Source organism: Mycolicibacterium xanthum (assembly GCF_019710635.1).
Taxonomy (GTDB): Bacteria; Actinomycetota; Actinomycetes; order Mycobacteriales; family Mycobacteriaceae; genus Mycobacterium; species Mycobacterium xanthum.
Genome location: NZ_JAIFZS010000042.1, coordinates 38,575 through 61,401, shown reverse-complemented (window position 1 = coordinate 61,401; position 22,827 = coordinate 38,575). Strand labels below are relative to the sequence as shown.

General features: G+C 67.8%; 21 protein-coding genes. 9 read left to right on the top strand and 12 right to left on the bottom strand.

The window, feature by feature from the left end; genetic code table 11:
* Positions 1 to 57 precede the first annotated feature (57 nt).
* The 6 genes from gyrB to dnaA all read right to left on the bottom strand — a co-directional run bounded on the left by gyrB (position 58) and on the right by dnaA (position 8,239).
* The gene (gene gyrB, locus JDV09_RS16740) at positions 58 to 2,085 is read right to left on the bottom strand and encodes a DNA topoisomerase (ATP-hydrolyzing) subunit B (protein ID WP_221370262.1); all 2,028 of its coding nucleotides are present in this window, start codon (positions 2,083 to 2,085) and stop codon (positions 58 to 60) included.
* Positions 2,086 to 2,304: 219 nt separating this feature from the next.
* Positions 2,305 to 2,883, bottom strand: coding sequence for a DUF721 family protein (locus JDV09_RS16735; RefSeq protein ID WP_221370261.1), 579 nt, complete (start codon positions 2,881 to 2,883; stop codon positions 2,305 to 2,307).
* Complete coding sequence (gene recF / locus JDV09_RS16730) at positions 2,880 to 4,040, bottom strand: DNA replication/repair protein RecF (protein ID WP_221370260.1); 1,161 nt, start codon at positions 4,038 to 4,040, stop codon at positions 2,880 to 2,882. Before recF ends, JDV09_RS16735 begins: the two co-directional genes overlap by 4 nt.
* Positions 4,041 to 4,053: 13 nt before the next feature.
* A complete protein-coding gene (gene gnd / locus JDV09_RS16725; protein WP_221370259.1) occupies positions 4,054 to 4,947 on the bottom strand; it encodes a phosphogluconate dehydrogenase (NAD(+)-dependent, decarboxylating) in 894 nt (297 codons plus the stop codon).
* A gap of 33 nt (positions 4,948 to 4,980) precedes the next feature.
* Positions 4,981 to 6,177: a DNA polymerase III subunit beta gene (dnaN, locus tag JDV09_RS16720; protein WP_221370258.1), complete on the bottom strand. Its 1,197-nt coding sequence runs from the start codon at positions 6,175 to 6,177 to the stop codon at positions 4,981 to 4,983.
* 550 nt (positions 6,178 to 6,727) lie between these two features.
* On the bottom strand, positions 6,728 to 8,239 hold the full coding sequence (gene dnaA / locus JDV09_RS16715) for a chromosomal replication initiator protein DnaA (protein ID WP_221370307.1): 1,512 nt from the start codon (positions 8,237 to 8,239) through the stop codon (positions 6,728 to 6,730).
* 588 nt (positions 8,240 to 8,827) lie between these two features.
* On the opposite strand from dnaA, the gene rpmH reads away from it, so the two are divergent.
* From rpmH to JDV09_RS16670, 9 genes are all read left to right on the top strand, one after another.
* Positions 8,828 to 8,971: a 50S ribosomal protein L34 gene (rpmH, locus tag JDV09_RS16710; RefSeq protein ID WP_057149900.1), complete on the top strand. Its 144-nt coding sequence runs from the start codon at positions 8,828 to 8,830 to the stop codon at positions 8,969 to 8,971.
* Between the two features lie 21 nt (positions 8,972 to 8,992).
* Complete coding sequence (rnpA, locus tag JDV09_RS16705; RefSeq protein ID WP_221370257.1) at positions 8,993 to 9,352, top strand: ribonuclease P protein component; 360 nt, start codon at positions 8,993 to 8,995, stop codon at positions 9,350 to 9,352.
* On the top strand, positions 9,349 to 9,687 hold the full coding sequence (gene yidD / locus JDV09_RS16700; RefSeq protein ID WP_221370256.1) for a membrane protein insertion efficiency factor YidD: 339 nt from the start codon (positions 9,349 to 9,351) through the stop codon (positions 9,685 to 9,687). The genes rnpA and yidD overlap by 4 nt, the downstream gene beginning before the upstream one ends.
* Positions 9,680 to 10,798 carry a membrane protein insertase YidC gene (gene yidC / locus JDV09_RS16695; RefSeq protein ID WP_308124148.1) on the top strand — a complete coding sequence of 373 codons (1,119 nt, stop codon included), beginning with the start codon at positions 9,680 to 9,682 and terminating at the stop codon, positions 10,796 to 10,798. Before yidD ends, yidC begins: the two co-directional genes overlap by 8 nt.
* Positions 10,799 to 10,833: 35 nt before the next feature.
* Positions 10,834 to 11,367 (top strand): Jag family protein, encoded by a 534-nt coding sequence (locus JDV09_RS16690; protein ID WP_221370255.1) that lies wholly within the window; start codon positions 10,834 to 10,836, stop codon positions 11,365 to 11,367.
* A 73-nt stretch (positions 11,368 to 11,440) separates the two neighbouring features.
* Positions 11,441 to 12,124, top strand: coding sequence for a 16S rRNA (guanine(527)-N(7))-methyltransferase RsmG (rsmG, locus tag JDV09_RS16685; RefSeq protein ID WP_221370254.1), 684 nt, complete (start codon positions 11,441 to 11,443; stop codon positions 12,122 to 12,124).
* Entirely contained in the window at positions 12,025 to 13,059 is a 1,035-nt protein-coding gene (locus tag JDV09_RS16680) for a ParA family protein (protein ID WP_372452940.1), read from the top strand. The genes rsmG and JDV09_RS16680 overlap by 100 nt, the downstream gene beginning before the upstream one ends.
* A gap of 43 nt (positions 13,060 to 13,102) precedes the next feature.
* Positions 13,103 to 14,098, top strand: coding sequence for a ParB/RepB/Spo0J family partition protein (locus JDV09_RS16675; protein ID WP_221370253.1), 996 nt, complete (start codon positions 13,103 to 13,105; stop codon positions 14,096 to 14,098).
* Positions 14,099 to 14,315: 217 nt separating this feature from the next.
* Positions 14,316 to 15,065, top strand: coding sequence for an acetyltransferase (locus JDV09_RS16670; RefSeq protein ID WP_221370252.1), 750 nt, complete (start codon positions 14,316 to 14,318; stop codon positions 15,063 to 15,065).
* On the opposite strand, the gene JDV09_RS16665 is transcribed toward JDV09_RS16670, so the two are convergent.
* The 6 genes from JDV09_RS16665 to murJ form a co-directional block, all read right to left on the bottom strand.
* Entirely contained in the window at positions 15,062 to 16,249 is a 1,188-nt protein-coding gene (locus tag JDV09_RS16665; RefSeq protein ID WP_221370251.1) for an N-acetylmuramoyl-L-alanine amidase, read from the bottom strand. The two genes, JDV09_RS16670 and JDV09_RS16665, sit on opposite strands and share 4 nt — an antisense overlap.
* A gap of 84 nt (positions 16,250 to 16,333) precedes the next feature.
* A complete protein-coding gene (trxA, locus tag JDV09_RS16660) occupies positions 16,334 to 16,675 on the bottom strand; it encodes a thioredoxin (protein ID WP_221370250.1) in 342 nt (113 codons plus the stop codon).
* Positions 16,672 to 17,655, bottom strand: coding sequence for a thioredoxin-disulfide reductase (gene trxB / locus JDV09_RS16655; RefSeq protein ID WP_221370249.1), 984 nt, complete (start codon positions 17,653 to 17,655; stop codon positions 16,672 to 16,674). Before trxB ends, trxA begins: the two co-directional genes overlap by 4 nt.
* An 87-nt stretch (positions 17,656 to 17,742) precedes the next feature.
* The gene (locus tag JDV09_RS16650) at positions 17,743 to 18,486 is read right to left on the bottom strand and encodes an RsmA family anti-sigma factor (RefSeq protein ID WP_255605484.1); all 744 of its coding nucleotides are present in this window, start codon (positions 18,484 to 18,486) and stop codon (positions 17,743 to 17,745) included.
* A gap of 55 nt (positions 18,487 to 18,541) precedes the next feature.
* Complete coding sequence (gene sigM / locus JDV09_RS16645) at positions 18,542 to 19,129, bottom strand: RNA polymerase sigma factor SigM (RefSeq protein ID WP_308124147.1); 588 nt, start codon at positions 19,127 to 19,129, stop codon at positions 18,542 to 18,544.
* A gap of 99 nt (positions 19,130 to 19,228) precedes the next feature.
* A complete protein-coding gene (gene murJ, locus JDV09_RS16640; protein ID WP_221370301.1) occupies positions 19,229 to 22,771 on the bottom strand; it encodes a murein biosynthesis integral membrane protein MurJ in 3,543 nt (1,180 codons plus the stop codon).
* Positions 22,772 to 22,827: the final 56 nt, after the last annotated feature.

The following is a 22,827-nucleotide window of genomic DNA, read 5'->3' as shown; positions in this document are numbered from 1 at the left end:
CGTGAAGGTGTCGTCACACCCGATGCCGAGCGTGCCGACGACTTCACGCTCGACGGATCAAACATCAAGGAAACGAACGTCTTTGGCATTTCGTGTGATGAAGCTGCGGCGCGCCTCGACGTCCTCGCCCATCAGGATCGAGAACAGTTCGTCGGCGGCGGCGGCATCGTCGAGGGTCACCTGGCGCAGCACCCGCACCGACGGATCCATCGTGGTCTCCCACAACTCCTTGGCATCCATCTCGCCGAGGCCCTTGTAGCGCTGGATGCCGTCGTCGACGTTGATCTTCTTGCCGGCCTTCTTGCCGGCTTCGAGCAGACCGTCGCGTTCACGGTCGGAGTAGGCGAATTCCGGTTCGCTGCGTTGCCATTTCAGTTTGTACAGCGGCGGCTGAGCCAGGAAGATGTGCCCGTTCTCCACCAGCGGTTTCATGAACCGGAACAGCAACGTCAGCAGCAGCGTGGAGATGTGCTGGCCGTCGACGTCGGCGTCGGCCATAAGCACGATCTTGTGGTAGCGCAGCTTGGAGATGTCGAACTCGTCGTGGATGCCGGTGCCCAGGGCCGTGATGATCGCCTGCACCTCGGTGTTCTTCAGAACGCGGTCGATCCGGGCCTTCTCGACGTTGATGATCTTGCCCCGCAGCGGGAGGATCGCCTGGAACATCGAGTCCCGGCCGCTCTTGGCCGAGCCGCCGGCGGAGTCGCCCTCCACCACGTACAGCTCGGACTTGCGCGGATCGGTGGAGCGGCAGTCGGCGAGCTTGCCGGGCAGGCCGCCGATGTCGGTGGCGCTCTTGCGGCGCACCAGCTCGCGGGCCTTACGCGCGGCGATCCGGGCCTGTGCGGACGAAACCGCCTTGTTCACGACGGTTTTGGCTTCCGCCGGGTTGGCCTCGAACCAGTGGCTGAGCTGTTCGTTGCAGATCTTCTGCACGAACGACTTCACCTCGGTGTTGCCCAGCTTGGTCTTGGTCTGACCCTCGAACTGCGGTTGGGAGACCTTCACCGAGATCACCGCCGCCAGCCCCTCACGGATGTCGTCGCCGGTGAGGTTGGGGTCCTTGTCCTTCAGCAGCTTCTTGTCCTTGGCGTACTTGTTGACCACCGAGGTCAGCGCCGCGCGGAAACCCTCCTCGTGGGTTCCGCCCTCATGGGTGTTGATGGTGTTGGCGAACGTGTGCACCGATTCCGAGTAGCCGGCGTTCCACTGCATCGCGATCTCGACCTCATGGCCGGTGCCCTTGCCGTCGAAGTCGATGACGCTGGGCTGGATCGGACTCTTGGTGCGGTTGATGTGTTTGACGAAGTCGACCAGTCCGCCCGGGTAGTGGAAGACCCGGTGCTTGACCTTGTGTGGAGCGGCGGCCTCGGCGGCCTTCTCCTCCGCCGTCTTCGGCGCTTCGGCGGTGTCGCTGACCACGTCGTCGACGATGTCGTCGGCCCTGACCCGCTCGTCGGTGAGCTCGATGGTCAGCCCCTTGTTCAGGAACGCCATCTCCTGCAATCGTCGCGCGATCGTCTCGAAGTCGTAGTCCGTCGTCTCGAAGATGTCCGGATCGGCCCAGAACCGGATAGTGCTTCCGGTCTCCTTGGTTTTCTCGCCCTGCTTCAATGTCCCCGGCACCGACCGGTCGTAGGTCTGGAACCATTCGTAGCCGTCGGTGCGGATATCGGCTTCCAGCCGATAGGACAGCGCGTTCACCACCGAGACGCCCACGCCGTGCAGGCCACCGGACACCTGGTAGGCGCCCTCCTCGAACTTGCCGCCGGCGTGCAGGACGGTCATCACCACGTCGACGGTCGGGATCCCGGTGGCGTGCATCGCGACCGGAATGCCCCGGCCGTCGTCGGTGACCTGAACCCCACCATCGTCGAGGAGACGAACGTCGACCCGGGTCGCGAACCCCGCCATCGCCTCGTCGACCGCGTTGTCGACGACCTCCCAGATCAGATGGTGCAGACCACGCTCACCGGTCGATCCGATGTACATGCCCGGGCGCTTACGAACCGCTTCGAGGCCTTCAAGCACCTTGATCGAGTCGGCACCGTATGCGCTCGGCGCATTCTTCTTCTGGGCAGCCACGTTGGACGCGTCTCCTCGGGGTTCGCAGCAAGCGGTAAACCACCGCTCTCGGGTCTTCGTACAGTCTACCGTCACGGACCGTCAGGACCGATCCTGCGGCGGCGTTTCTGCACACCTAATCGCGCCGTGCGCGGAATTTCTCGAACGAAGATAGGTCTTGACGCCTTGGAAACCGCTGCGGCATCTTCTGGCGGCTCTCAGGCTATCCGCCGTGCAGGGTCATCCGTAGGTGTCCCGGGGTCCCCGACCCCGGACGTTGTAACGGCCCTTGCGCCAGGACGGACCGACCGGGCCGGTGATTTTGATCGAGGTGACGACCCCGTCGCCGACGGCCGCGGCGATCTTGGCCAGCAACTGCGCCTGCACCATCCTCAGCTGGGTGGCCCACGCGGTGGATTCCGCCGCCACCGTCAACACCCCTTCGTTCAGGGACGTCGGCGAGGCGTGCGCAGCGATCTGATCACCGACCACGGTCCGCCAGCGGCCGAACACCGCGCCCTCGGCGACCCGCCCCGACCACCCGCGGGATCTGGCGAGGTCGCTGGTCGCCGCCCCGAGTAGTTGCGGGTCGCGGCTGTCCGGCCCGGGCCCCGACCAACGTCGCCTGCTCGACCCGGCGACCCTGCGCGGCGTCGGTGCGCGCCGCCCCCGGCCCACGTTCTTACCCTGCGAGCGGGCCGCTCCACGGGCTTCCTCCAGGGTGCGCCGGACCAGATCCATGCCGGTCAACCCGGCCAGGTGTGCCGGGGGCTCGGCCGCGCCGCCGCGGTCCTCAGCGTCGTCATCGTCGTGCGTCACGGCTGCACCTCGGAGATCCGGCCGTCGTCCCCATCACGCATGCAGATGTCGATGCGTCGCGCGTCATGCCAGTCCGCCGGGATGTCCTCGGCAACCGCCGCGGTCACCAGCACCTGTTCGGCCGAATCCGCGACCTGGGCCAACGCCCGGCGCCGCGCGCTGTCGAGTTCGGCGAAGACATCGTCGAGCAGCAGCACCGGATCTCCCTCGGTCCGCAGCAATTCGTAGGCCGCCAGCCGCAGCGCCAATGCCATCGACCACGATTCCCCGTGGCTGGCAAACCCTTTGGCGATCTGGTCGCCCAGCCGCAACTCGACGTCGTCGCGGTGCGGACCGACCAGGCACACACCGCGTTCCAACTCGGCGTCGCGACGGCGACTCAATGCGTCCAACAACGCCACCTCGAACACCTCCGCATCGCACGCCCCAGCCGCCGCCTCGGCCTCCACCGCCTCGACACCGCTGCGGTATCGAATACCCGCGGGCCGTGACCCTGGCGCGAGCAACTGGTAAGCCTTTTCCACCTCGGGTGCCAATTGGTTCACCAGATCCACCCGGGCAGCGACCAATTGCGCGCCGTGCGCGGCCAGATGCCCGTCCCACACGTCCAGCGTCTCCAGCGCACCCCGATCGCCGCGGAATCGGGCGCCGGCGGCGGTCTTCAGCAGTGCGGTTCGTTGCCGGACCACCTTGTCGTAGTCCGCGCGCACGCCGGCGATGCGCGGCCTACGGGTGGTGGCCAGTTCGTCGAGGTAGCGCCGGCGCTCGCCGGGATCTCCACGAACCAGGGCGAGATCCTCCGGCGCGAACAGCACCGCCCGCAGTACGCCGAGGATCTCGCGGGCCGACCGGACGGGGGAGCGGTTGAGCCGGGCCTTGTTAGCCCGCCCGGAGCTGATGTCCAGATCGACGGCGAGCTCACGACCGTCGTTCACCACGATCGTCGACACCACCGCGCGATCGGCACCCGCCCGGATCAACGGAGCGTCGGTGGCCACCCGATGTGACCCCAATGTCGCCGAGTACCACAAGGCCTCAACCAGATTCGTCTTACCGAAACCGTTTGGGCCGACGAACACCGTCCGCCCCGGCGCCAGCTCGAGTTCGACCCGCGGCCATGAACGGAAGTCGGTCAGCGCCAGGTGGCGGACGTACACCGTTGTCTCTCGATCAGCCCGACTCGCTCACTCGCTGTACCGCATGACCACCGAACTGGTTGCGCAGCGCCGCGACCGCCTTCATCGTCGGCGAGTCGGGCTGGCGCGACAGGAACCGGGCGAACAGCGACGCCGCAATACCCGGAACCGGCACCCGCAGCCGGATCGCCTCCTCGACGGTCCACCGTCCTTCACCGGAATCCTCTGTGTAGCCGGTGATCTCGGCGAGCTCGGGGTCTTCCTTGAGTGCCTTGGCCAGCAACTGCTGAAGCCAGGACCGCACCACGGTGCCGTTACTCCAGGCCTGGTAGACAGCCTGCGGATTCTTCACCAGATCCTCGGCGGCCAGCATCTCGTAGCCCTCGGCATAGGCCGTCATCAGCGCGTACTCGACACCGTTGTGCACCATCTTGGCGAAGTGACCGGCACCCACCGGACCGACATGGACGAAGCCGTCCTCGCGCGGTCCCGGCGGTCGCAGCGTGTCGAAGATCGGCATCGCCCGCTCGACGTCGGCATCAGAACCGCCGACCATCAAGCCGTAACCCTCGGTGAGACCCCACACGCCGCCGGAGACACCGGCGTCGACGAACGCGACGCCCTTTTCCGCCAACAGCTTCGCGTGCGGCTCGTCCTCGGTATAGCGCGAGTTACCGCCGTCGATCACCAGGTCGCCCTCACCGAGAACATCGGCCACCGCCGAGATCGTCTGTTCGGTCACCGTTCCGGACGGCACCATCACCCAGACCACCCGCGGCGCCGCCAACCGCTCGGCGAGTTCCGCGAGGGAGGCGACATCCGACACTTCCGGCCGCGGGTCGTAGCCCACGACATCGTGGCCCCCCTCGCGCAACCGTGCGCGCATGTTGAAACCCATCTTTCCCAGGCCAACCAGACCCAGTTGCATGTCAAGCACCCCTTCTCGTGTCGGTGCGGCCGGTCAGCCCGGAAGGCGCACCGGCATCAACAGGTAGACGTACTCGGTTTGCGCAGCCGGGAACGGACCACTGCCGGCGGCACCTCCACCATCCTCACCCGCCGGTCGCAGTACCGCTGGCCGACTGGGGGTCGTGAAACCGAACGTGACACGGTCGGCATGCAGCGAGCTCAACCCGTCGGTCAGATACGTCGGATTGAACGCGATGGTCAGGGGATCCCCGGAGAACTCGACCGGGAGATCCTCCTCGGCCCGGCCCATGTCGTCGGCGCCCGCAGACAACCGCAGGACGTCATCGGCGAATTCCATCCGAACCTGCGCACCGCGATCGGCGACCAGCGCCACCCGCTTGATCGCCTCGGACAGTTCGGCAACACCCATCGTGGCCACCGCGGTGTGTTCGGTCGGGAGCAGCTGGCGGAACTTCGGGAACTCCGCGTCGAGAAGTCGCGTCGTGCTGCGCTTGCCGTCGCTGCGGATGCCCAACAGACCCTCCCGACCGACGCTCGGGCCTGACCCCAGCGACAGATGCACCTCGGCACCGTCGGCGCCGGCCCGTGCTGCTTCGGCCAGGGTCTTGGCGGGAACAAGCACCGCGGCTTCCAATCCGGCGGAATCGGTGGCCCAGATCAGCTCGCGCACGGCCAGCCGGAAACGATCGGTGGCGGCCAAAACCACTTTCTCACCGAAAATCTCGACCCGGATCCCGGTCAACATCGGCAACGTGTCGTCGCGGCCCGCCGCCACCGCCACCTGACCGATCGCCTCGGCGAACAACTCCGCCGAGATCACACCGGTCTCGTCGGGCAGCGCCGGCAGCGTCGGATAGTCCTCCACGGCCATCGTCGGCAGCGAGAAACGCGCGCTGCCGCAGGTCAGTGACACCCGAGTGCCCTCCACGCTGACATCCACCGGCTTGGCGGGCAGCGCGCGCACGATGTCGGACAACAACCGTCCTGATACCAAAACGCTTCCGGGAGAAGCAATTTCAGCGGGAATCCGGACCTCGGCAGATACCTCGTAGTCGAAGCCGGAAACGGTCAGACCCTCATCGGTTCCGGTCAGCAGGACACCGGCGAGCACCGGCACGGTCGGCCTGGACGGCAGATTGCGGGCCACCCAGGCGACGGCGTCGGCGAAGTCTTCGCGGGTGAGACGAAATTTCAGATCCGAGAGACCAGCCGTTGTCGCCACGTTCATAGCGTCCCTTCGATGCACACCCCGACAAAGCGTTAGTCAGCGGTTCTCCCGGTGTCACCCCGCGCGGCCCTCCCGGCACGGTGCGACGACGGCAACGGCTGTCGATGAACCACCGTAGAGCCTTCGGCTCCAACTTGAAAGCCAATCGGCCGGGCTGACATCGGGGCACGTGAGCGCCGGTTGGACACCCGATAGCGGAGTTTCCCCAGAGCGCTTCTTCGAGAAGAGTTCTAGAGAGATAAAAGAGCATCAGTAATAGGTGCTGTGGATCCTGGGGATAACCAGGGTTTCGCGCTGGCCAGTGGGTGTGAGTGGCTGTGAGCATCGTGGGGATTTCCTGCCGACAACCTGGGACCGGCTCGGGATGGCGGTGGCGGTGGGGATCGGTACCCAGGTTGTTCGGTGATTTGATCTCAAGTTCTGCACAGCGGTGTACACAACCGCCGCTGTGGCCGATGGGATTGGCGGTGCGAAAGTTTTTTGGCCCGCAGGGGCCGAAGAACGGCACGACGGAGCGCCACCGGGGTGGTCTGGGTGAGTGTGGGGGCGCTCAGCGCTTGGCGCGCTGCCGGATGCGGGTGGTGAGTTCCTTGACATGGTCGAAGACCTCGCGGCGCTCGGCCATCTCGGCGCGGATCTTCTTCTCGGCGTACATCACCGTGGTGTGATCGCGTCCGAACGCCTGGCCGATCTTGGGCAGCGAGAGGTCGGTGAGCTCGCGGCACAGATACATCGCAATCTGTCGGGATTGGGCCAGGGCGCGGGTCTTTCCCGGACCGCGCAGCTCGTCGACGCTGGTCTCGAAGTACTCGGCGGTGGCGGCCATGATGGCGGCGGTGCTGATCTGCATCGTGCTGGCGTCCGAGATCAGGTCGCGCAAGACGATCTCGGCCAGCGATTTGTCGATCGGGGTCTTGTTCAACGATGCGAACGCGGTGACCCGGATCAGGGCACCCTCGAGTTCGCGGATGTTGCGTTCGATGCGGCTGGCGATCAACTCGAGCACGTCACCCGGGACGTCCAGGCGATCCATTTGAGCTTTCTTGCGCAGGATCGCGATCCGGGTCTCGAGTTCCGGGGGCTGGACGTCGGTGATCAGTCCCCACTCGAACCGGGTCCGGAGCCGGTCTTCGAGCGTGGCCAGTTGCTTGGGCGGCCGGTCGGAGGAGATGACGATCTGCTTGTTCGCGTTGTGCAGGGTGTTGAAGGTGTGGAAGAACTCTTCCTGGATGCCGTCTTTGCCCTCGATGAACTGGATGTCGTCGACGAGCAGCACGTCGATGTCACGGTACGTGCGCTTGAAGGAGGCCCGGCGGTCGTCGCGTAGCGAATTGATGAAGTCGTTGGTGAATTCCTCGGTCGAGACGTACTTGACGCGCATGCCGGGAAACAGCCGCTGGGCGTAGTTGCCGGCAGCGTGCAGCAGGTGGGTCTTTCCGAGTCCGGACTCGCCCCAGATGAACAGCGGGTTGTAGGCCCGGGCCGGCGCCTCGGCGATGGCCAGGGACGCCGCGTGCGCGAAGCGGTTGGACGCGCCGATGACGAAGGTGTCGAACGTGTAGCGGCGATTCAGGTTGATCGCGGTCGGGTCGTCGGAGCTGGGCGTGGAGTTGCGGTTGGAGAAGTACGACGGCCAGCTCTCCTCGGCGCTGGCTCGAGCGGCCAGGTCGTCGTCGACGTCATCGGCATCACCGTCGATGTCGACACTGTCCGCGGTGGGATCGTCGTCATCGGTGTGGGCAAACCCGTTGTGGGTGTCGGGGCCGTCGATCGTGGCCGGGTCGGCGATGCGCACGCCGAGTTCGACGCGCTGACCGAGCTCACGGCTCAGCGCCGCGACGATCGGCTCGCGCAGATGACGTTCGATCTCGTTCTGGACGAACGGTGTCGGCACCGACAGCAATGCGAAGCCTTCGGTGAGGACCAGAGGCTGGACGAGTTTGAGCCAGGCGCGCTGCTGGGGTGTGAGTGACCCGCCGCCGATTGCGTTGCCATCTCCGTTGAGTTCGGTGACAACGTTGTTCCAGATGGTGACGAATGGTGGATCGGGGTCAGCCGTCAATGACACTTACCCCCTCGTGGCCGGCAGCCGGTCGACCAAATGGACGAACTGTCCACAAAGTTATCCACAAGTTGTGGAAACAGGACACTCGTCTCGTTGAGTTGTTGTCTACGGGCGGGAACACCGCGGACCGGAGCGCATCACCATGGTGCATTCGGTGGACTCGCGGCGAAGTGGGCATCCTCGCTTTGTTGTCGTGCGCCGTTCCGGCGTGGAATCGGCATTGCCAGAAGCTAACAGTTTTCTCTCCGGGTGCCAACAGTTCTGCAACATTGCGGTGAGGGTGGGCTCACCGGGGTCCGGTCGGTTCCGGATGTGCGTGACAATTGCGGTCGGTGTGATGCGGCTGACGTCGCGGCAGAGGCGGTCGGAGGGATCTGGCGCAGGTTTGACCCAGCGAATCCTCGTCAGTACCCTCGAACAGTCGCTCGTACGTGGCGATACGGCTGCGACCCGGGTTCTCCCGGGGACCGCGCCGGCAAGTGAGCGAGACCGAACGAACTTACCAACGGCCTGTCGCGTCACGCCTGCCATGACTGGTCATGCGGGCGGAAGCGCGGGGGCCACACGCAACAAGGAGTGACTGCCGTGGCCAAGGGCAAGCGGACCTTCCAGCCCAACAACCGTCGCCGGGCGCGGGTGCACGGGTTCCGGCTGCGTATGCGCACGCGTGCGGGGCGGGCCATCGTGTCCGAGCGCCGCCGCAAGGGTCGTCGGTCGCTGACTGCGTGACCCGGCTCAAGGTCTGACGCAGTGCTTCCGGCCCAAAACCGGATGACGCGGTCGACTGAGTTCGGTGTCACGGTGAGTCAGGGGACGCGGGCTGCACAGCCTGACCTTGTCGTGTACGCGCTGCGTTCTGATGAGCCCGGTGAACCCGGACCCAGGATCGGCCTTGTCGTTTCCAAAGCGGTGGGTAATGCCGTCCAGCGCCACCGGGTGTCGCGGCGACTGCGGCATGCTGCCCGCGCACTTCTCGGGGATCTGGACCCCTCTGAACGCATGGTGATCCGTGCGCTGCCCAGCAGCAGGCATGCGATCTCACCGCGGCTCGAACAGGAGCTGCGCACAGCCCTCCAGCGCATCCGTGTGCGCAGCGGGGAATCCGCGTGACGGCACCGTCGAGAACAGCCCGCGCGGTCGTCTGGGTCATAGAGATCTACCGGCACACCGTTTCCCCGCTACGCCTGCCGACGTGCCGGTTCACCCCGACCTGTAGCCAGTACGCCGTCGATGCGGTGACCGAATTCGGTGTGCTGCGCGGTGGATGGCTCGCGTTGGTCCGTCTGGTCAAGTGCGGTCCATGGCATGGCGGAGGATGGGACCCGATCCCGGATCGGGTATCCGACCGCGACAGTCACAGTGACACAACGGGCGTGTGTGGCTGCGAGTCCGCCGAACGCCGGGATGGCCCGGTGCAACAAGGGAAGAGTCAGCTGCGTGTTTAATTGGTTCAGCCTCGACATCATCTATTACCCGGTGTCGGCGATCATGTGGGTCTGGTACAAGGCGTTCGCCTTCGTCTTGGGGCCGACGAACTTCTTCGCCTGGGCGCTGTCGGTGATGTTCCTGGTGTTCACGCTGCGCGCGATCCTGTACAAGCCGTTCGTGCGTCAGATCCGCACGACGCGCCAGATGCAGGAGTTGCAGCCGCAGATCAAGGCGCTGCAGAAGAAGTACGGCAAGGACCGTCAGCGGATGGCGCTGGAGATGCAGAAGCTGCAGCGCGAGCACGGCTTCAACCCGGTGCTCGGATGTCTTCCGATGTTGGCGCAGATCCCGGTGTTCCTGGGCCTGTTCCACGTGTTGCGCTCGTTCAACCGGACTGTGGGTGGTTTCGGTCAGGTTCATCTGACGGTCGAACAGAACCGGGCGGTCGGCAACTACGTGTTCAGCGCGACCGATGTCGGGCACTTCCTGGATGCGAACCTGTTCGGCGCCCCGTTGGGCGCGACGATGATCCAGCAGACCGGGTTGGACGCGTTCACCGAGTTCAACCGCGCGGCGGTGATCATCGTGGGCGTGCCGATCATGATCATGGCGGGCATCGCCACCTACTTCAACAGCCGCGCGTCGGTGGCGCGGCAGAGCCCGGAAGCCGCGGCCAACCCTCAGACCGCGATGATGAACAAGCTGGCGCTCTACGTGTTCCCGCTCGGCGTCGTGGTGGGCGGACCGTTCCTGCCGCTGGCGATCATCCTCTACTGGTTCTCCAACAACATCTGGACGTTCGGTCAGCAGCACTACGTGTTCAACAAGATCGAGAAAGAAGAAGAACAGAAGAAGCTCGAGGCGATCGAGCGCCGGGCCGCCAACGCGCCGGCACCTGGTGCCAAGCCGACCCGCAGGAAGAAGGACGGGTCCGATGGAAGCGGCTCGGTCAATGCCAAGGAAGTCAATGCCAAGGAGCCGACCGAGCCCACCGACGGGACCGAGGTGGCCGATGACGGGTCCGAACAGCAGCCGGCAAGCCACGACTCCGCCAAACCTGCATCGCGCAACGGTGCGGTGAACCGCACCCCCAAACCCGGCGCCCGCCCGAAGAAGCGCAAACGCTGAACCACGGGCGAGCCCCAACGAGAAAAGAGGTAGGCATGACGAACTCGGATACCGCGACCGCCGCCGAGGAGCAGGTCGACGTCGCGGCGGGACCGCAAGACGCGGTCGAGGACAAGCTGGTGGCTGAGGGCGAGATCGCCGGAGATTATCTCGAGGAGCTTCTCGATCTCCTCGACTTCGACGGGGATATCGACCTCGACGTGGAGGGCGACCGCGCGGTCGTCAGCATCGACGGCGGCGGGGACCTGATCAAGCTGGTCGGCCGCAAGGGCGAGGTGCTCGACGCACTGCAGGAGCTGACGCGTCTGGCGGTGCATCAGCGGACGGGCGAGCGTAGCCGGCTGATGCTCGACATCGCGCAGTGGCGGCGGCGCCGCCGCGACGAGCTGGCCGCACTCGGAGACAAGGTGGCCCAGCGGGTGCTCGAGACGGGGGAGCGCGAAGAGCTGTCTCCGATGACACCGTTCGAACGCAAGATCGTGCACGATGCGGTCGCCGCCGTCAGCGGCGTGCACAGCGAGAGCGAGGGCGTCGAGCCGTCGCGTCGCGTCGTCATCATCGCCGACTGAGCGCATAGTTACACCGATGTAGTTCATCGGTCGCGACGGCCGTTCGTCCGCGCACATTCGGAGGATGTTTCACGTGAAACATGCGGAGGTTCCGCCAGCGCCCGCGGCGGCCGAAGCCATCTTCGGGCCGGGGCTCGATGCCGCGACCCGCTACACCGAGATTCTCGCGGGAGCCGGAGTCGAGCGGGGACTGCTGGGCCCCAGGGAAGTCGACCGGTTGTGGGAACGCCATGTGCTCAACAGCGCGGTACTGGGCGAGCTTGTCGAGCCGGGTGAGCGGGTGGTGGACATCGGCAGTGGCGCCGGCCTGCCGGGCATACCGTTGGCATTGGCCCGGCCGGATGTCCGGGTGACGCTCGTCGAACCACTGTTACGCCGCAGCGATTTCCTGCGGGAGGCGATTGCCGAGCTGGGCATCGACTGCGCGGTCGTGCGCGGTCGCGCCGAGGATCGTGCGGTACGCGAGGAGGTCGGGCAGGCTGATGTCGTGGTGTCGAGAGCAGTGGCCTCGTTGGACAAGCTGACCAAGTGGAGCGCGCCGTTGTTGCGGCCGGGCGGCCGGATGATGGCGATGAAGGGGGAGCGGGCCGAGGACGAGATCCGCGCGCACCGAAGCGCGATGGCCGCGGCGGGCCTGACCGATGTCGAGGTAGTGAGATGTGGCGCTCGATACGTGGATCCGCCCGCGACGGTCGTCGTAGGGTTTCAGGGGACACCGCAGCGCAGAGAGTCGCGGTCGGAAAGGAGACACGGGTGATGTCGGTTCCGGGAGAGTCGGAGGCGACCCCGCCCGATGTTTCACGTGAAACCTGGGGCACACAGAACGTGGATACGCCGATCGGGGCGGAGGCGGAGCGCGCGGTTCGGCTGATGCACGGTGCGCAGGGTCAGTTGCCAAGACCGGGTCGGCAGCGGGTGTTCACCGTGGCGAACCAGAAGGGCGGCGTCGGCAAGACGACGACCGCGGTCAACATCGCCGCGGCGCTGGCGCTGCAGGGGCTGCGGGTGCTCGTCATCGATCTGGACCCACAGGGGAACGCGAGTACCGCGCTGGGCATCGAGCATCGGCCGGGCACCCCGTCGTCGTATGAGGTGCTGCTCGGCGACATCCCCCTCGAAGAGGCGGTGCAGCGAAGTCCGCACAGCGAGCGGCTGTTCTGCGTGCCGGCCACGATCGATCTCGCCGGAGCGGAGATCGAATTGGTCAGCATGGTCGCCCGCGAGGGCCGGTTGCGCACCGCGCTGGCCGGTCTGAAGAACTACGACTTCGACTTCGTGTTCATCGACTGCCCGCCATCGCTGGGCCTGCTGACCATCAATGCGCTGGTGGCGGCGCCCGAGGTGCTGATCCCGATCCAGTGTGAGTACTACGCCCTCGAGGGGGTGGGGCAGCTGCTGCGGAACATCGAGATGGTCAAGGCGCACCTCAACCCCGTGCTGGACGTCACGACCGTCGTCCTGACGATGTACGACGGCCGGACCAAGTTGGCCGACCAGGTGGCGGTGGATGTGCGGGCGCACTTCGGCACGAAGGTCCTACAGACCGTGATCCCGCGCAGTGTGAAGGTGTCGGAAGCACCCGGGTACGGGATGACGATCATCGATTACGATCCGGGATCGCGTGGAGCGATGAGCTACCTCGATGCCAGCCGGGAGCTGGCCCACCGGGCCGGGGGAGAGCGGGCCCGATGAACGCGCGCGCCGGTCGCGCCGGTGCGGAGAGAAGAGGGAATCGATGAACAACCCGGCACGCAAGCGCAGCGGCCTGGGCCGCGGCCTGGCCTCGCTGATCCCGACCGGCCCCGCGGAGGATGGCCAGCCGGCGACGACGGGACCGCGAATGGGGGCTGCAGCGGCCGATGTCGTGTTGGGCGGGCCGAGCGTGCTGAGCCAGCCGCGGGAACCCAATCCGGCAGGCGCGGTGTACCGGGAGATCGATCCCACGCAGATCGAGCCGAACCCGCGCCAGCCGCGCCAGGTTTTCGACGAGGAGTCGTTGGCGGAACTGGTGCACTCCATCCGCGAGTTCGGTCTGATGCAGCCCATCGTGGTGCGGGCCGCTCCCGCCGGGGACGGCGCACCGCGGTATCAGCTCGTGATGGGGGAGCGACGCTGGCGGGCCGCACAGGAGGCCGGGGTCGCGACCATTCCCGCCATCGTCCGCGAGACCGCCGACGACAGCATGCTGCGCGACGCCCTCCTGGAGAACATCCATCGGGTGCAGTTGAACCCGCTGGAAGAGGCCGCGGCGTACCAGCAGCTGCTCGAGGAGTTCGCCGTCACCCACGATGAACTGGCGGCCCGGATCGGCCGCTCGCGCCCATTGATCACCAACATGATCCGTCTGCTCCGCCTGCCGATCGCGGTCCAGCGCCGGGTTGCGGCGGGCGTGCTCTCGGCCGGGCATGCCCGCGCGCTGCTGTCACTCGAGGGCGGCCCGGAGGCCCAGGAGGAACTCGCCGCGCGGATCGTGGCCGAGGGGTTGTCGGTCCGCGCGACCGAGGAGGCGGTGACGCTGGCCAACCGCGGCGACGGATCCGCCCCGCCGGCGCCTCGACGCAAGCCGATCCAGATGCCGGGCCTGCAGGATGTCGCCGAGCAGTTGTCGACGGCCTTCGACACCCGGGTGACGGTGAGCCTCGGGAAGCGCAAGGGCAAGATCGTGGTCGAGTTCGGGTCGGTGGACGACCTCCAGCGCATCGTGGACCTGATGAACGCGTCGGCTTCGTGACCGACCACACGCGGGAATTACGTCACTGTGACACGGCCGGACCGGTTTGCCGCCCGGTGGCCGGATGGGGATCCAACAATGCTGTGCCCCAAACACTTTCAGAATTTCCCCGGAGCGGCCACGGATCTGGCGGGCAGATCCGGCCGGCTACCCGCCCGCCTTCTATCCTGGAAGGGCAGCCGTCCATTCCGGCACGGCGACGAGACCCGGGAGCGTAGTGACCGCACGCATCACACCTCTACGGCTCGAAGGATTCGAGCAGCTGCCGAAACACGCCCGGCGCTGCGTCTACTGGGAGGTCGACCCGTCGACGCTCGGCGGTGACGATCATCTGTCCGATCCGGAGTTCGAGAAGGAAGCATGGCTGTCGATGGTCATGCTGCAGTGGGGATCGTGTGGTCAGCTCGCGGTGCAGTGTGCGGACGGGGATCTGCTCGGGGGAGTGGGTCCGGTGACCGGCGACGAGCCCTGCCTCGGGTACGTGTTCTACGCACCGCCGCGGTCGGTTCCGCGGGCGGCGCGGTTCCCGACGGGGCCGGTCAGTGCGGACGCGGTGTTGTTGACGTCGCTTGGCGTCGAGGCGAGCGAGGGGGGTGAGGATCTGTCACAGAACCTCATCACCGCGGTCGTTGGCGATCTGGTGCGGCGAGGTGTGCGGGCCCTGGAGGCGTTCGGCCGGACCGCGGCGGCGCGCGATCTGCTGGATTCGGCCGAGGTTCCCGATGATGTGCGCCCGGTGCTGGAGACACTGGGGGACTGCTCGGTCGAGCAGTGCGTGCTGGACGCCGACGCCTTGCTGGACGCGGGGTTCGTGGTGGTGTCGCATCACACGTACTTCCCGCGGCTACGGCTGGAGCTCGAGCAGGGCCTGGGCTGGAAGGCCGGGGTGGAAGCCGCCCTCGAGCGGCTGCTGCAGAGTGCGCAACTGGAGCAGCCGGTGGGTGCCGGGGCGAACCCCTGCAGCTAGCCCTGGCGGGCCTGCTCGACCGACAACTCGTGGGCGAGCAACTCCGCGAAAGTGAAAGTGCCCGTGGGCCGGTCGTTCTTTCCGAGCAGGTAGAGCCGCTTGACGGCGGCGAGGATGCCCTCGGCGAGGGAATCCCGCGCGGCCACCGACACCAGGGTGCTCCGGTCAGCGGGGTTGGTGATGTAGCCGATGTCGACCTGAACCGTGGGCATCCGGGTGAGCCGTAATAGATCCCACGTCCGGCCGTGCACGCGGCAGTCGCGTAATCCGGTGCGCGCCACCACTTCTCGTTGGATGAAGTCGGCGAGGTTGCGTCCGATGGTGGACACCGAACCGTGCGAGTTGCCGAAGTGAAACGACGCCACGCCGTTGGCGGCGGGGCTGGTCTGGGTGGCACAGCGCAGGCTGATCATCAGGTCGGCACCCACCGTGTTCGCCGTGGCGGCGCGCTCGACATCGGACGGCGCGCGGCCGGCGGGGCGGGACAGGAAGGTCTCCATGCCGATCGCCGTCATCCGGCCCTCGAGTCGACTGGCCAAGTCCCACAGGATGTCTGCCTCGCTGATGGGTCCGGCAGGACCGTTCATGATCAGGCCGTTGTCACCGCCGCCGCGACCCGGGTCGATGATGATCCGCTTGCCGGACAGCCGCGGCCCCGAGCTGCGGACCAGTTCTTCCTCGCGGATGGCATGCGGCGAGCCGCCGGTGACCCGGGAGCCGAGAAAATACAGCGAACGCAACGTCTCCGGCCCGCAGATCCCGTCCGGATACAGGCCGTACTCGCGCTGGTAGGACATCAGCGAGTTGTGGGTCTGCAGTCCGAAGTGACCGTCCACCAGCCCGGTGTAGAAACCGAGATCCTGCAGGCGGGCCTGCAGGGTGGCCACGTCGTCGCCGTACATCGGGGCGCCGAACTGGTGATTGAGGGTGCGCGCACCGAGGCGGTAGGACGCCTCTTTCAGCGCACGGTAGGTCGCTTCGCCGACGATGCCGTCGACCAACAGACCGCGGTGCTGCTGAAATGCGCGTACAGCATGGTCGAGTTCGTTGTCGAACAGGTCCACCGCGACATGCCTGCCGGTGCTGAGGTCCTCGTCCGGGTCATCGATCATGCCGAGGGCAGCGAGGGCGGCCCGGATCTCGGCCACCGCGCCCCCGCGGTCACCGCGACGCAGACTCGACATAGGCGCCATTGTCGCAGACCAACTCGCGAATTGGGAAAACCGCGGGTCGGTGCGCGGCGTCGGCAGGGCCGGAAACCGCTGGTGTCAGACCAGATCGGCGATCTCGCGCAACAGGGCGGCCTTGCCCTTCGCGCCGACGATCCGCTTCACCGGCTGGCCGTCCTTGAACAGGATCATCGTCGGTATCGACACCACCTGGAAGTCGCGGGCGGTGGCGGGGTTCTCGTCGACGTCGATCTTGGCGACGGTCAGCGCACCGGCCTTCTCGGTGGCGATCTCCTCGAGCACCGGCGCAACCATCTTGCACGGCCCGCACCAGTTTGCCCAGAAGTCGACCAGCACCGGGGTGCCGCTGGACAGCACATCCTCGGCGAACGAATCGTCGGTCACCGCGACGGTCGGGGACTCGGTGTCGGCGTCACTCACTGCTGTGCTCCTATCAGGTCGCTGTCATCGGTGGAGGCGGCGGCGTGATCGCGCTCGGCGAGCCAGCGTTCGGCGTCGATCGCGGCCGCGCAGCCGCTGCCCGCCGCGGTGATCGCCTGCCGGTAGGTGTGGTCGACGAGATCGCCGGCGGCGAACACACCGTCGACCGAGGTGTAGGTGGTCCTTCCCCGCACCGCCACGTAACCCTCGGCATCCACCTCCAGCTGGTCGCGAACCAGTTCGGAGCGGGGATCGTGGCCGATCGCGACGAACACGCCGGTCACCGGCAGCGTGGAATCCTCGCCGGTCGCGGTGTTGTGCAGCCGGATCCCGGTGACCTTGGGGTCGCCCTCGATGGCGGTGACCTGGGTGTTGGTCAGGATGGTGATCTTCTCGTCGGCCTTGGCCCGTTCCAGCATGATCTTCGACGCGCGGAACTCGTCGCGGCGATGGATCAGCGTGACGGTACGGGCGAACCGGGTCAGGAACGTGGCCTCCTCCATCGCCGAATCGCCGCCGCCCACCACGGCGATGTCCTGGTCGCGGAAGAAGAAACCGTCACAGGTGGCACACGTGCTGACCCCCATGCCGAGCAGGTCGTCTTCGCCGGGTACACCGAGATGACGCGCCGCGGCGCCCATCGCGAGGATGACGGCCCGGGCGTGGAAAGTCTCGTCGCCGACCGTCACCGTCTTGACCGCCCCGGCCAGATCGACGGTGTCGACATCCTCCATGCGCAGGTCGGCGCCGAAGCGCAGGGCCTGTTCACGCATCTGGTCCATCAGCTCGGGACCGGTGATGCCGTCGCGGAAACCGGGGTAGTTCTCGACCTCGGTGGTGGTCATCAGCGCACCGCCGAACTGGGTGCCCTCGAACACCAGCGGGTTGAGTTGTGCGCGCGCCGCGTACACCGCGGCCGTGTAGCCGGCGGGGCCGGAACCGATGACGATCACGTCATGGGGGGTGGATGCGGAGGTCATGCGAGCCTTTCTGCCTGCGGCACGGGTTCTAACAACAGGGTATGCCGGGCTGTTCCCGTTGACGTGCCGAGTGCGGCCTGTGCGCGGTCACGGCAGCGCGGACTCGGTTCTGGCCAGTACTCCGGTGTGTGCGGCGCTGCAGCCCGGCTCGACGAGCACGGCGACGAACCGGTCCGGGGTGTCGCCGGGCAGCAGCAGCAGGACCGCGTCCCGGCCGCTCAATCGGCGCTGGTCACCGCCCAGGACCGCCGTGGTGGCCGGGTAACCCAGCCCGACCAGGCAGGACGCCAGCCGTTGTGGATCCTCGAGGGCACCCAGGGCCGGCGCGACGGTCAGCGTGCGGCGGAGGTCGTCGACGGAGACCGGGAATTCCGGCGCCGCGGTGTCGGGCACCGTGATCGTCGATGCGGTCGGGCCGGCGGGGTAGCGGGGCCCGTCGCTGCGGGTCAGTGTCCACACGCCGACGATCGAGGCGGCCGCGAGCGCCAGAATCCCCAGGATCAAGCCGGCGCGCTGCGGTCGGGTCAACGCGGGTCGTGCGACACGGTGCCCGCCGACCGGCGGCGCGGTTCGCAACGCCTCCGCGACACGGGCCGTGACGGCCGCGGGCACCTCGGGGGCCGAATCGGCGTCCGAGCCGAGCCGGGCCAGTTCGCGGCGTACCGCGGCGAGACCGGCGAGCGTGCGCGCGGCGTCGGGATCAGAGCGGGCGTGGCGACGCACCCGGGCGGCGGTCGCGTCATCGAGCAGACCGGCCTGCAGGTCGGCCAGCAGCTCGGGGGAGACTTCGGCAGGTTCGGCGTCGCGACCCCGGTCCGCGCCGCTGTTCATCCCTGCCCCCGATGGTCTCGGCCCGCCTCGATCATTCGAGGCTAACCGACCGGGATCACTCGGTAACGGTGTCCACGGTGAAACAGTTCAGGGTCTCGGCCAGCTTCCGGCGGGCGCGCGAGCACCGGCTCTTGACCGTGCCCTCGGCGACGCCCAGCATCCGGGCCGTCTCGGCGATGGAGAAGCCCTGCATGTCGACGGCGACCACGGCAGCGCGCTGGTCGACGGGGAGCAGCATCAATGCGCGCTCCACGACCAGCGCGGTGTCCACGCGCCCGGTCGGGTCGGGCACCGGGCAGGCCTGATCGTCGAGTTGGGCGTATGCATGGGTTCTGTTGCGGCGCAGTCGGTCCAGACAGGAATTGACGACGATGCGGTACAGCCAGCTGCTCACCGCGGCATCGTGACGGAACGCGGGTGCGCGCCGGTGAGCGGACAGCAGCGCATCCTGCAACGCGTCGGCGGCGTCGTCGGGGTCGCGGCTGGTCAGCCGGGCCAGCCGGTAGAGCTGCCGGTGGTGGCGGTGGAAGAGCTCCTCGAACGCGAACCGATCACCTCCGACGTGCGCGGCGAGCAGCTCGGCGTCGGTCCGCTCCCGACCCGGTCGGCGCCGGCCCGCTGCGGCCACTTCGAAGATCCCCACAGCCGAACACTAAGCGGTGCCGGAAGGGGTGCCCGACACCAGTTTTGCGGAAGCGGGCCGACGTGCGCCGATCCCGTCAGTCCCGCTGGGGACAGCCCGTCAGGACGCGGCCTTGAGGGTGATCTCCGAGACGTCGGATCGGCTCTCGCCGTCCACCTGGCCCAGGGTCGAGATCCACACGAGCACGTATGACGTCGGCGAGGCGCCGTCGACCTGGATGGTGTTCGAGCCCGGTTTCAGCTGGGTGGGCTTGGTCAGCGCGGTGGTGTCTTCCAGCGACGACGGCGACGCGCTGGATGCCGAGCGGATCTGCACCGCGGTGCCGGTGCTGTTGACGTTGATGGTCACCGAGCCGAGTGTGGTCGGCTTGGGGAGTTGCAGCATGAGGCCGACGCCGTCCTTGAAGCTCGGGAACGGCACGGCGTCGCTGTAGGTGTCGGTCGGCCACACGGTGGTCGGGTTGCCGTCGATGGCAAGGTCGGCGAGGTCGGGTGCGTCGGCCTCCCCCTCGGGCGAAAAGACCGTTGCGCGAACGGGTTTGATGGTGGCACCCGACGCGGTGGGTTGCTCGGAGGCTGATGAGGACTCCGGCGCGTTGAGGCCCAGTTCGTCACCGCCGAGACCGGTACCGACATCGCCGAAGACCCGGCTGAGCACGGTGGCCAGCAGGATGACCGCCACGACGAGCACGGCGGCGCCCACGCCGATGCCGATCGTCAGGCCCTTGCGGCGGCGCGCTTCGGCCTCGGGGTCGGCCAACCGCTGCCAGCCGGACGACGGCGGTTCCTCGGCCGCGGGTTCGTCGACGGGGGCGATGTGGTCGGTGCGATCGGCTACCGCCGTGGCCTGCTGCAGCAGGTTGAGCAGCGTGCCTGCGCTGCGGATTCCGCCGCCCTCCTGCACGGCGCGCACCGCGGCCGCCGAGATCTGGAACGGGATGTCGCGGTCGAGCACCCGGGGCTCCACCGGCAAGCCCGCAGCGTCGACGTCGGCCTTCGCCAGCCCGCTGGGCTCGCCGGTCTCCGGCAGCGGCCACCGGTCGACGAGCAGCGCGTACAGCGACGCTCCGATGCCGCGGATGTCGCTGTCGGGATTGGCGTCGGGCAGGGTGGCCGGGAAGGCGAGCGCGACGTCGCCGTCGATGCTGACGCGAATCCGACTGGGGTGGTCGACCGACAGCGCGACGCCGTTGCGATGGGCGACGTCGGCGGCCGCCGCCAGCGACTGGATCGCACGGGCCCCGCCGATCGGGGACGGCGCGGTGTCGGCGACCTCGGCCAGCGAGCCGCCACGGATCCACTCGGACACCACCAGACCGCCGGGCCCGGTGGCCATCACGTCGAGAACCCTTGCCACTCCGGGCATCTCGATTCCACCGAGGCGCTGGGTGCGGGCCAGGATCTCGCGCACCCGGGACTCGGGCATCCGTCCGTCCCGGTCGACGAACGTCAGCGCGACCTGCCGGTCCAGGGCGGTGTCGAGTGCCTGCCAGAACTGTAGGTGCGGTGGGCCGCCGTGGGAGACCAGCAGTCGGTAGCGACCACCGGCGATCGTCGCACCGGGCATCAGGTTCATGTCCTCGGCGGCGAGCGCGGCGTCGGTGGCCGGCTCGCGCGGCTCCCGGGCGGGGTCACCGGCCGGTCGGCGCGGCGGCCCCGGCACCGATTCGGTCGGCCGCGCGTGGTTGGCGGAGGAACCGGGCGGAACGTCGGGCTGGAAGTCCTCGGATCCCGACGGCCGAGCCGTCGAATCAGATCCCGACGGCCGAGCCGTCGAATCAGATCCCGACGGCCGAGCCGTCGAGTCGGCCCCCCTGGAGGCCTCGAATCGGGTGGTTTCGGCGGCTTCGGAGCCGGCCGGGGAACCGCTGGCGGGTGTGTCGGTCACCGCAGATCCTTTCCCCCTCCAGTCGTCGGCAACGTCGGCCGAACGCCCCCGCCGCGCCGTCGGTGGCTGTGCCGGCCGGTGGGGCGGCGACGGATTCCTGTGATCAGGGTACGTGAGCGGCCGCTGAGGCCGGGACGGGGCGGAAGGCAAGGCCGCTGGTGGGGCGACTGTGCGGCGCCTTCCCAGCCGGCGCAGCACCACGTCGAGCGCGGCCCGGGCCTCGGGCACCCGGGCGGCCAGCAGCACCCCGACGACGATCGGCACCATGATCGCGCCGAGCACGGCCAGCCGGAGCAGCGAGCCGGCACCGCCCCAGCGGGTGGTCAGCTCCTCCAGCCCGACCAGCCGGTCGGCCGCGTGGGCGATCAGGCCGGCGGTCAGCGAGGCGGTGATGGTGACCAGGATGGTGCGTACCACGTCGACGCCGATCAACCGGCCGCCGGGCGGGTCGAGCCGCGCCCGCAGCAGGAAATGGCCGACGGTGGCGCCGGCCAGGAATCCCAGCCCGTTGGCCAGGCCGAGGTAACCGGCGACCAGGTCGGGATCGGCGGTCAGGTGCGGGGCGGCCAGCGACGCGGCGATCTTCACCGTGGTGATCACGACGATCAGCACGATCGGCGTCCACGGTTCCTCGCGCGCATAGAACACCCGCAGCTGCAACAGCACCAGGGCGTACGGGATCAGGGTGAACGCCGACAGCGTGATCGCCATGCCGAGATAGCCGGCATCGACCGAGCCGAAGTTGCCATAGGCGAACAGCGCGGTGCCGATGGCCGGACCGCCGACGGTCATCATCGCGACGATCGGGATGAGCGTGATCATCGTCAGCCGGGTGGCCAGCGACAGGTCGGCCAGCACCGCCGGACCGTTGTCGGCGGCGGCGTTGCGGCTCAGCCGCGGCATCACGACGGTCAGCACGGTGACGCCGATGATGCCGAACGGCAGCTGCAGCACCAGCCAGGTGTAGTTGTAGATGGCCGGGCCGGACGCTGCGGCGGCGCTGGCGATCTGGTTGCCGACGATCAGACCGATCTGGCTGATCAGCACGTAGAGCACCATCGCCAGCGCCATCATCCCGAACCGCTTGAGCCGGTCGTCGATGCCCCACAGCGGACGCAGGCTGATCCTTTCGGCCCGGATCGCCACGAACAGCACCGCGGCCTGCGCGACCACGCCGAGCGTGGTGCCGACTCCCAGCACCAGCAGTTTGGCGTTGCCCATCTGCACCGGATCGACCGAAAGCTCGCCCGGGACGAGGACGTAGAGGCCCAGCGTCGCGATGGCCACGACGTTGTTGACCACCGGCGCCCAGGCCGGGGGAGCGAAGATGTTGCGGGTGTTCAGGATCGCCATGAACACCGAGGACAACCCGTAGAAGATGATCTGGGGCAGCAGCAGGTAGGCGAATGCCGTGGTCAGCGGGCGGTTCACCAGCGGGTCGGCCCCGAGCATCAGGTCGACCAGCGCTGGCGCGGCCAGTGTCGAGGCGATGGTGGTGACCAGAAGCAGCGTGGTGGCCAGCGTGAGCAGTCGCCGGATGAAGGCGGCGCCGCCGTCGGCATCGTCGCGTTCGGCGCGGGCCAGCACCGGGACGAAGATCGCGGTGAAGGTGGCCTCCAGCACCAGCGCCGCGATCAGGTTGGGCAGCTGGTTGGCGACGGTGAAGGCACTGGACAGTGCGGCGCCGAGGATCGCGGCGAGCAGCACGATGCGGGCGAACCCGGTGAGCCTGCTGACCAGCGTGGCGACCGCCATGCCCCAGGACCGTGACACCACCGCGGAGTCGGACAGTTCCGGCCGCGGTCCGGTCC

Excerpts from the sequence above, each read along its gene's own strand:
- dnaN (WP_221370258.1), bottom strand. The coding sequence starts at position 6,177 with ATGAACGTGGCGACAACGGCTGGTCTCTCGGATCTGAAATTTCGTCTC.
- trxB (WP_221370249.1), bottom strand. The coding sequence starts at position 17,655 with ATGACCTCCGCATCCACCCCCCATGACGTGATCGTCATCGGTTCCGGC.
- JDV09_RS16650 (WP_255605484.1), bottom strand. The coding sequence starts at position 18,486 with ATGAACAGCGGCGCGGACCGGGGTCGCGACGCCGAACCTGCCGAAGTC.
- murJ (WP_221370301.1), bottom strand. The coding sequence starts at position 22,771 with ATGGCGGTCGCCACGCTGGTCAGCAGGCTCACCGGGTTCGCCCGCATC.
- JDV09_RS16675 (WP_221370253.1), top strand. The coding sequence starts at position 13,103 with ATGAACAACCCGGCACGCAAGCGCAGCGGCCTGGGCCGCGGCCTGGCC.
- JDV09_RS16690 (WP_221370255.1), top strand. The coding sequence starts at position 10,834 with ATGACGAACTCGGATACCGCGACCGCCGCCGAGGAGCAGGTCGACGTC.
- gnd (WP_221370259.1), bottom strand. The coding sequence starts at position 4,947 with ATGCAACTGGGTCTGGTTGGCCTGGGAAAGATGGGTTTCAACATGCGC.
- JDV09_RS16665 (WP_221370251.1), bottom strand. The coding sequence starts at position 16,249 with ATGTCGAGTCTGCGTCGCGGTGACCGCGGGGGCGCGGTGGCCGAGATC.
- JDV09_RS16680 (WP_372452940.1), top strand. The coding sequence starts at position 12,025 with ATGTGGCGCTCGATACGTGGATCCGCCCGCGACGGTCGTCGTAGGGTT.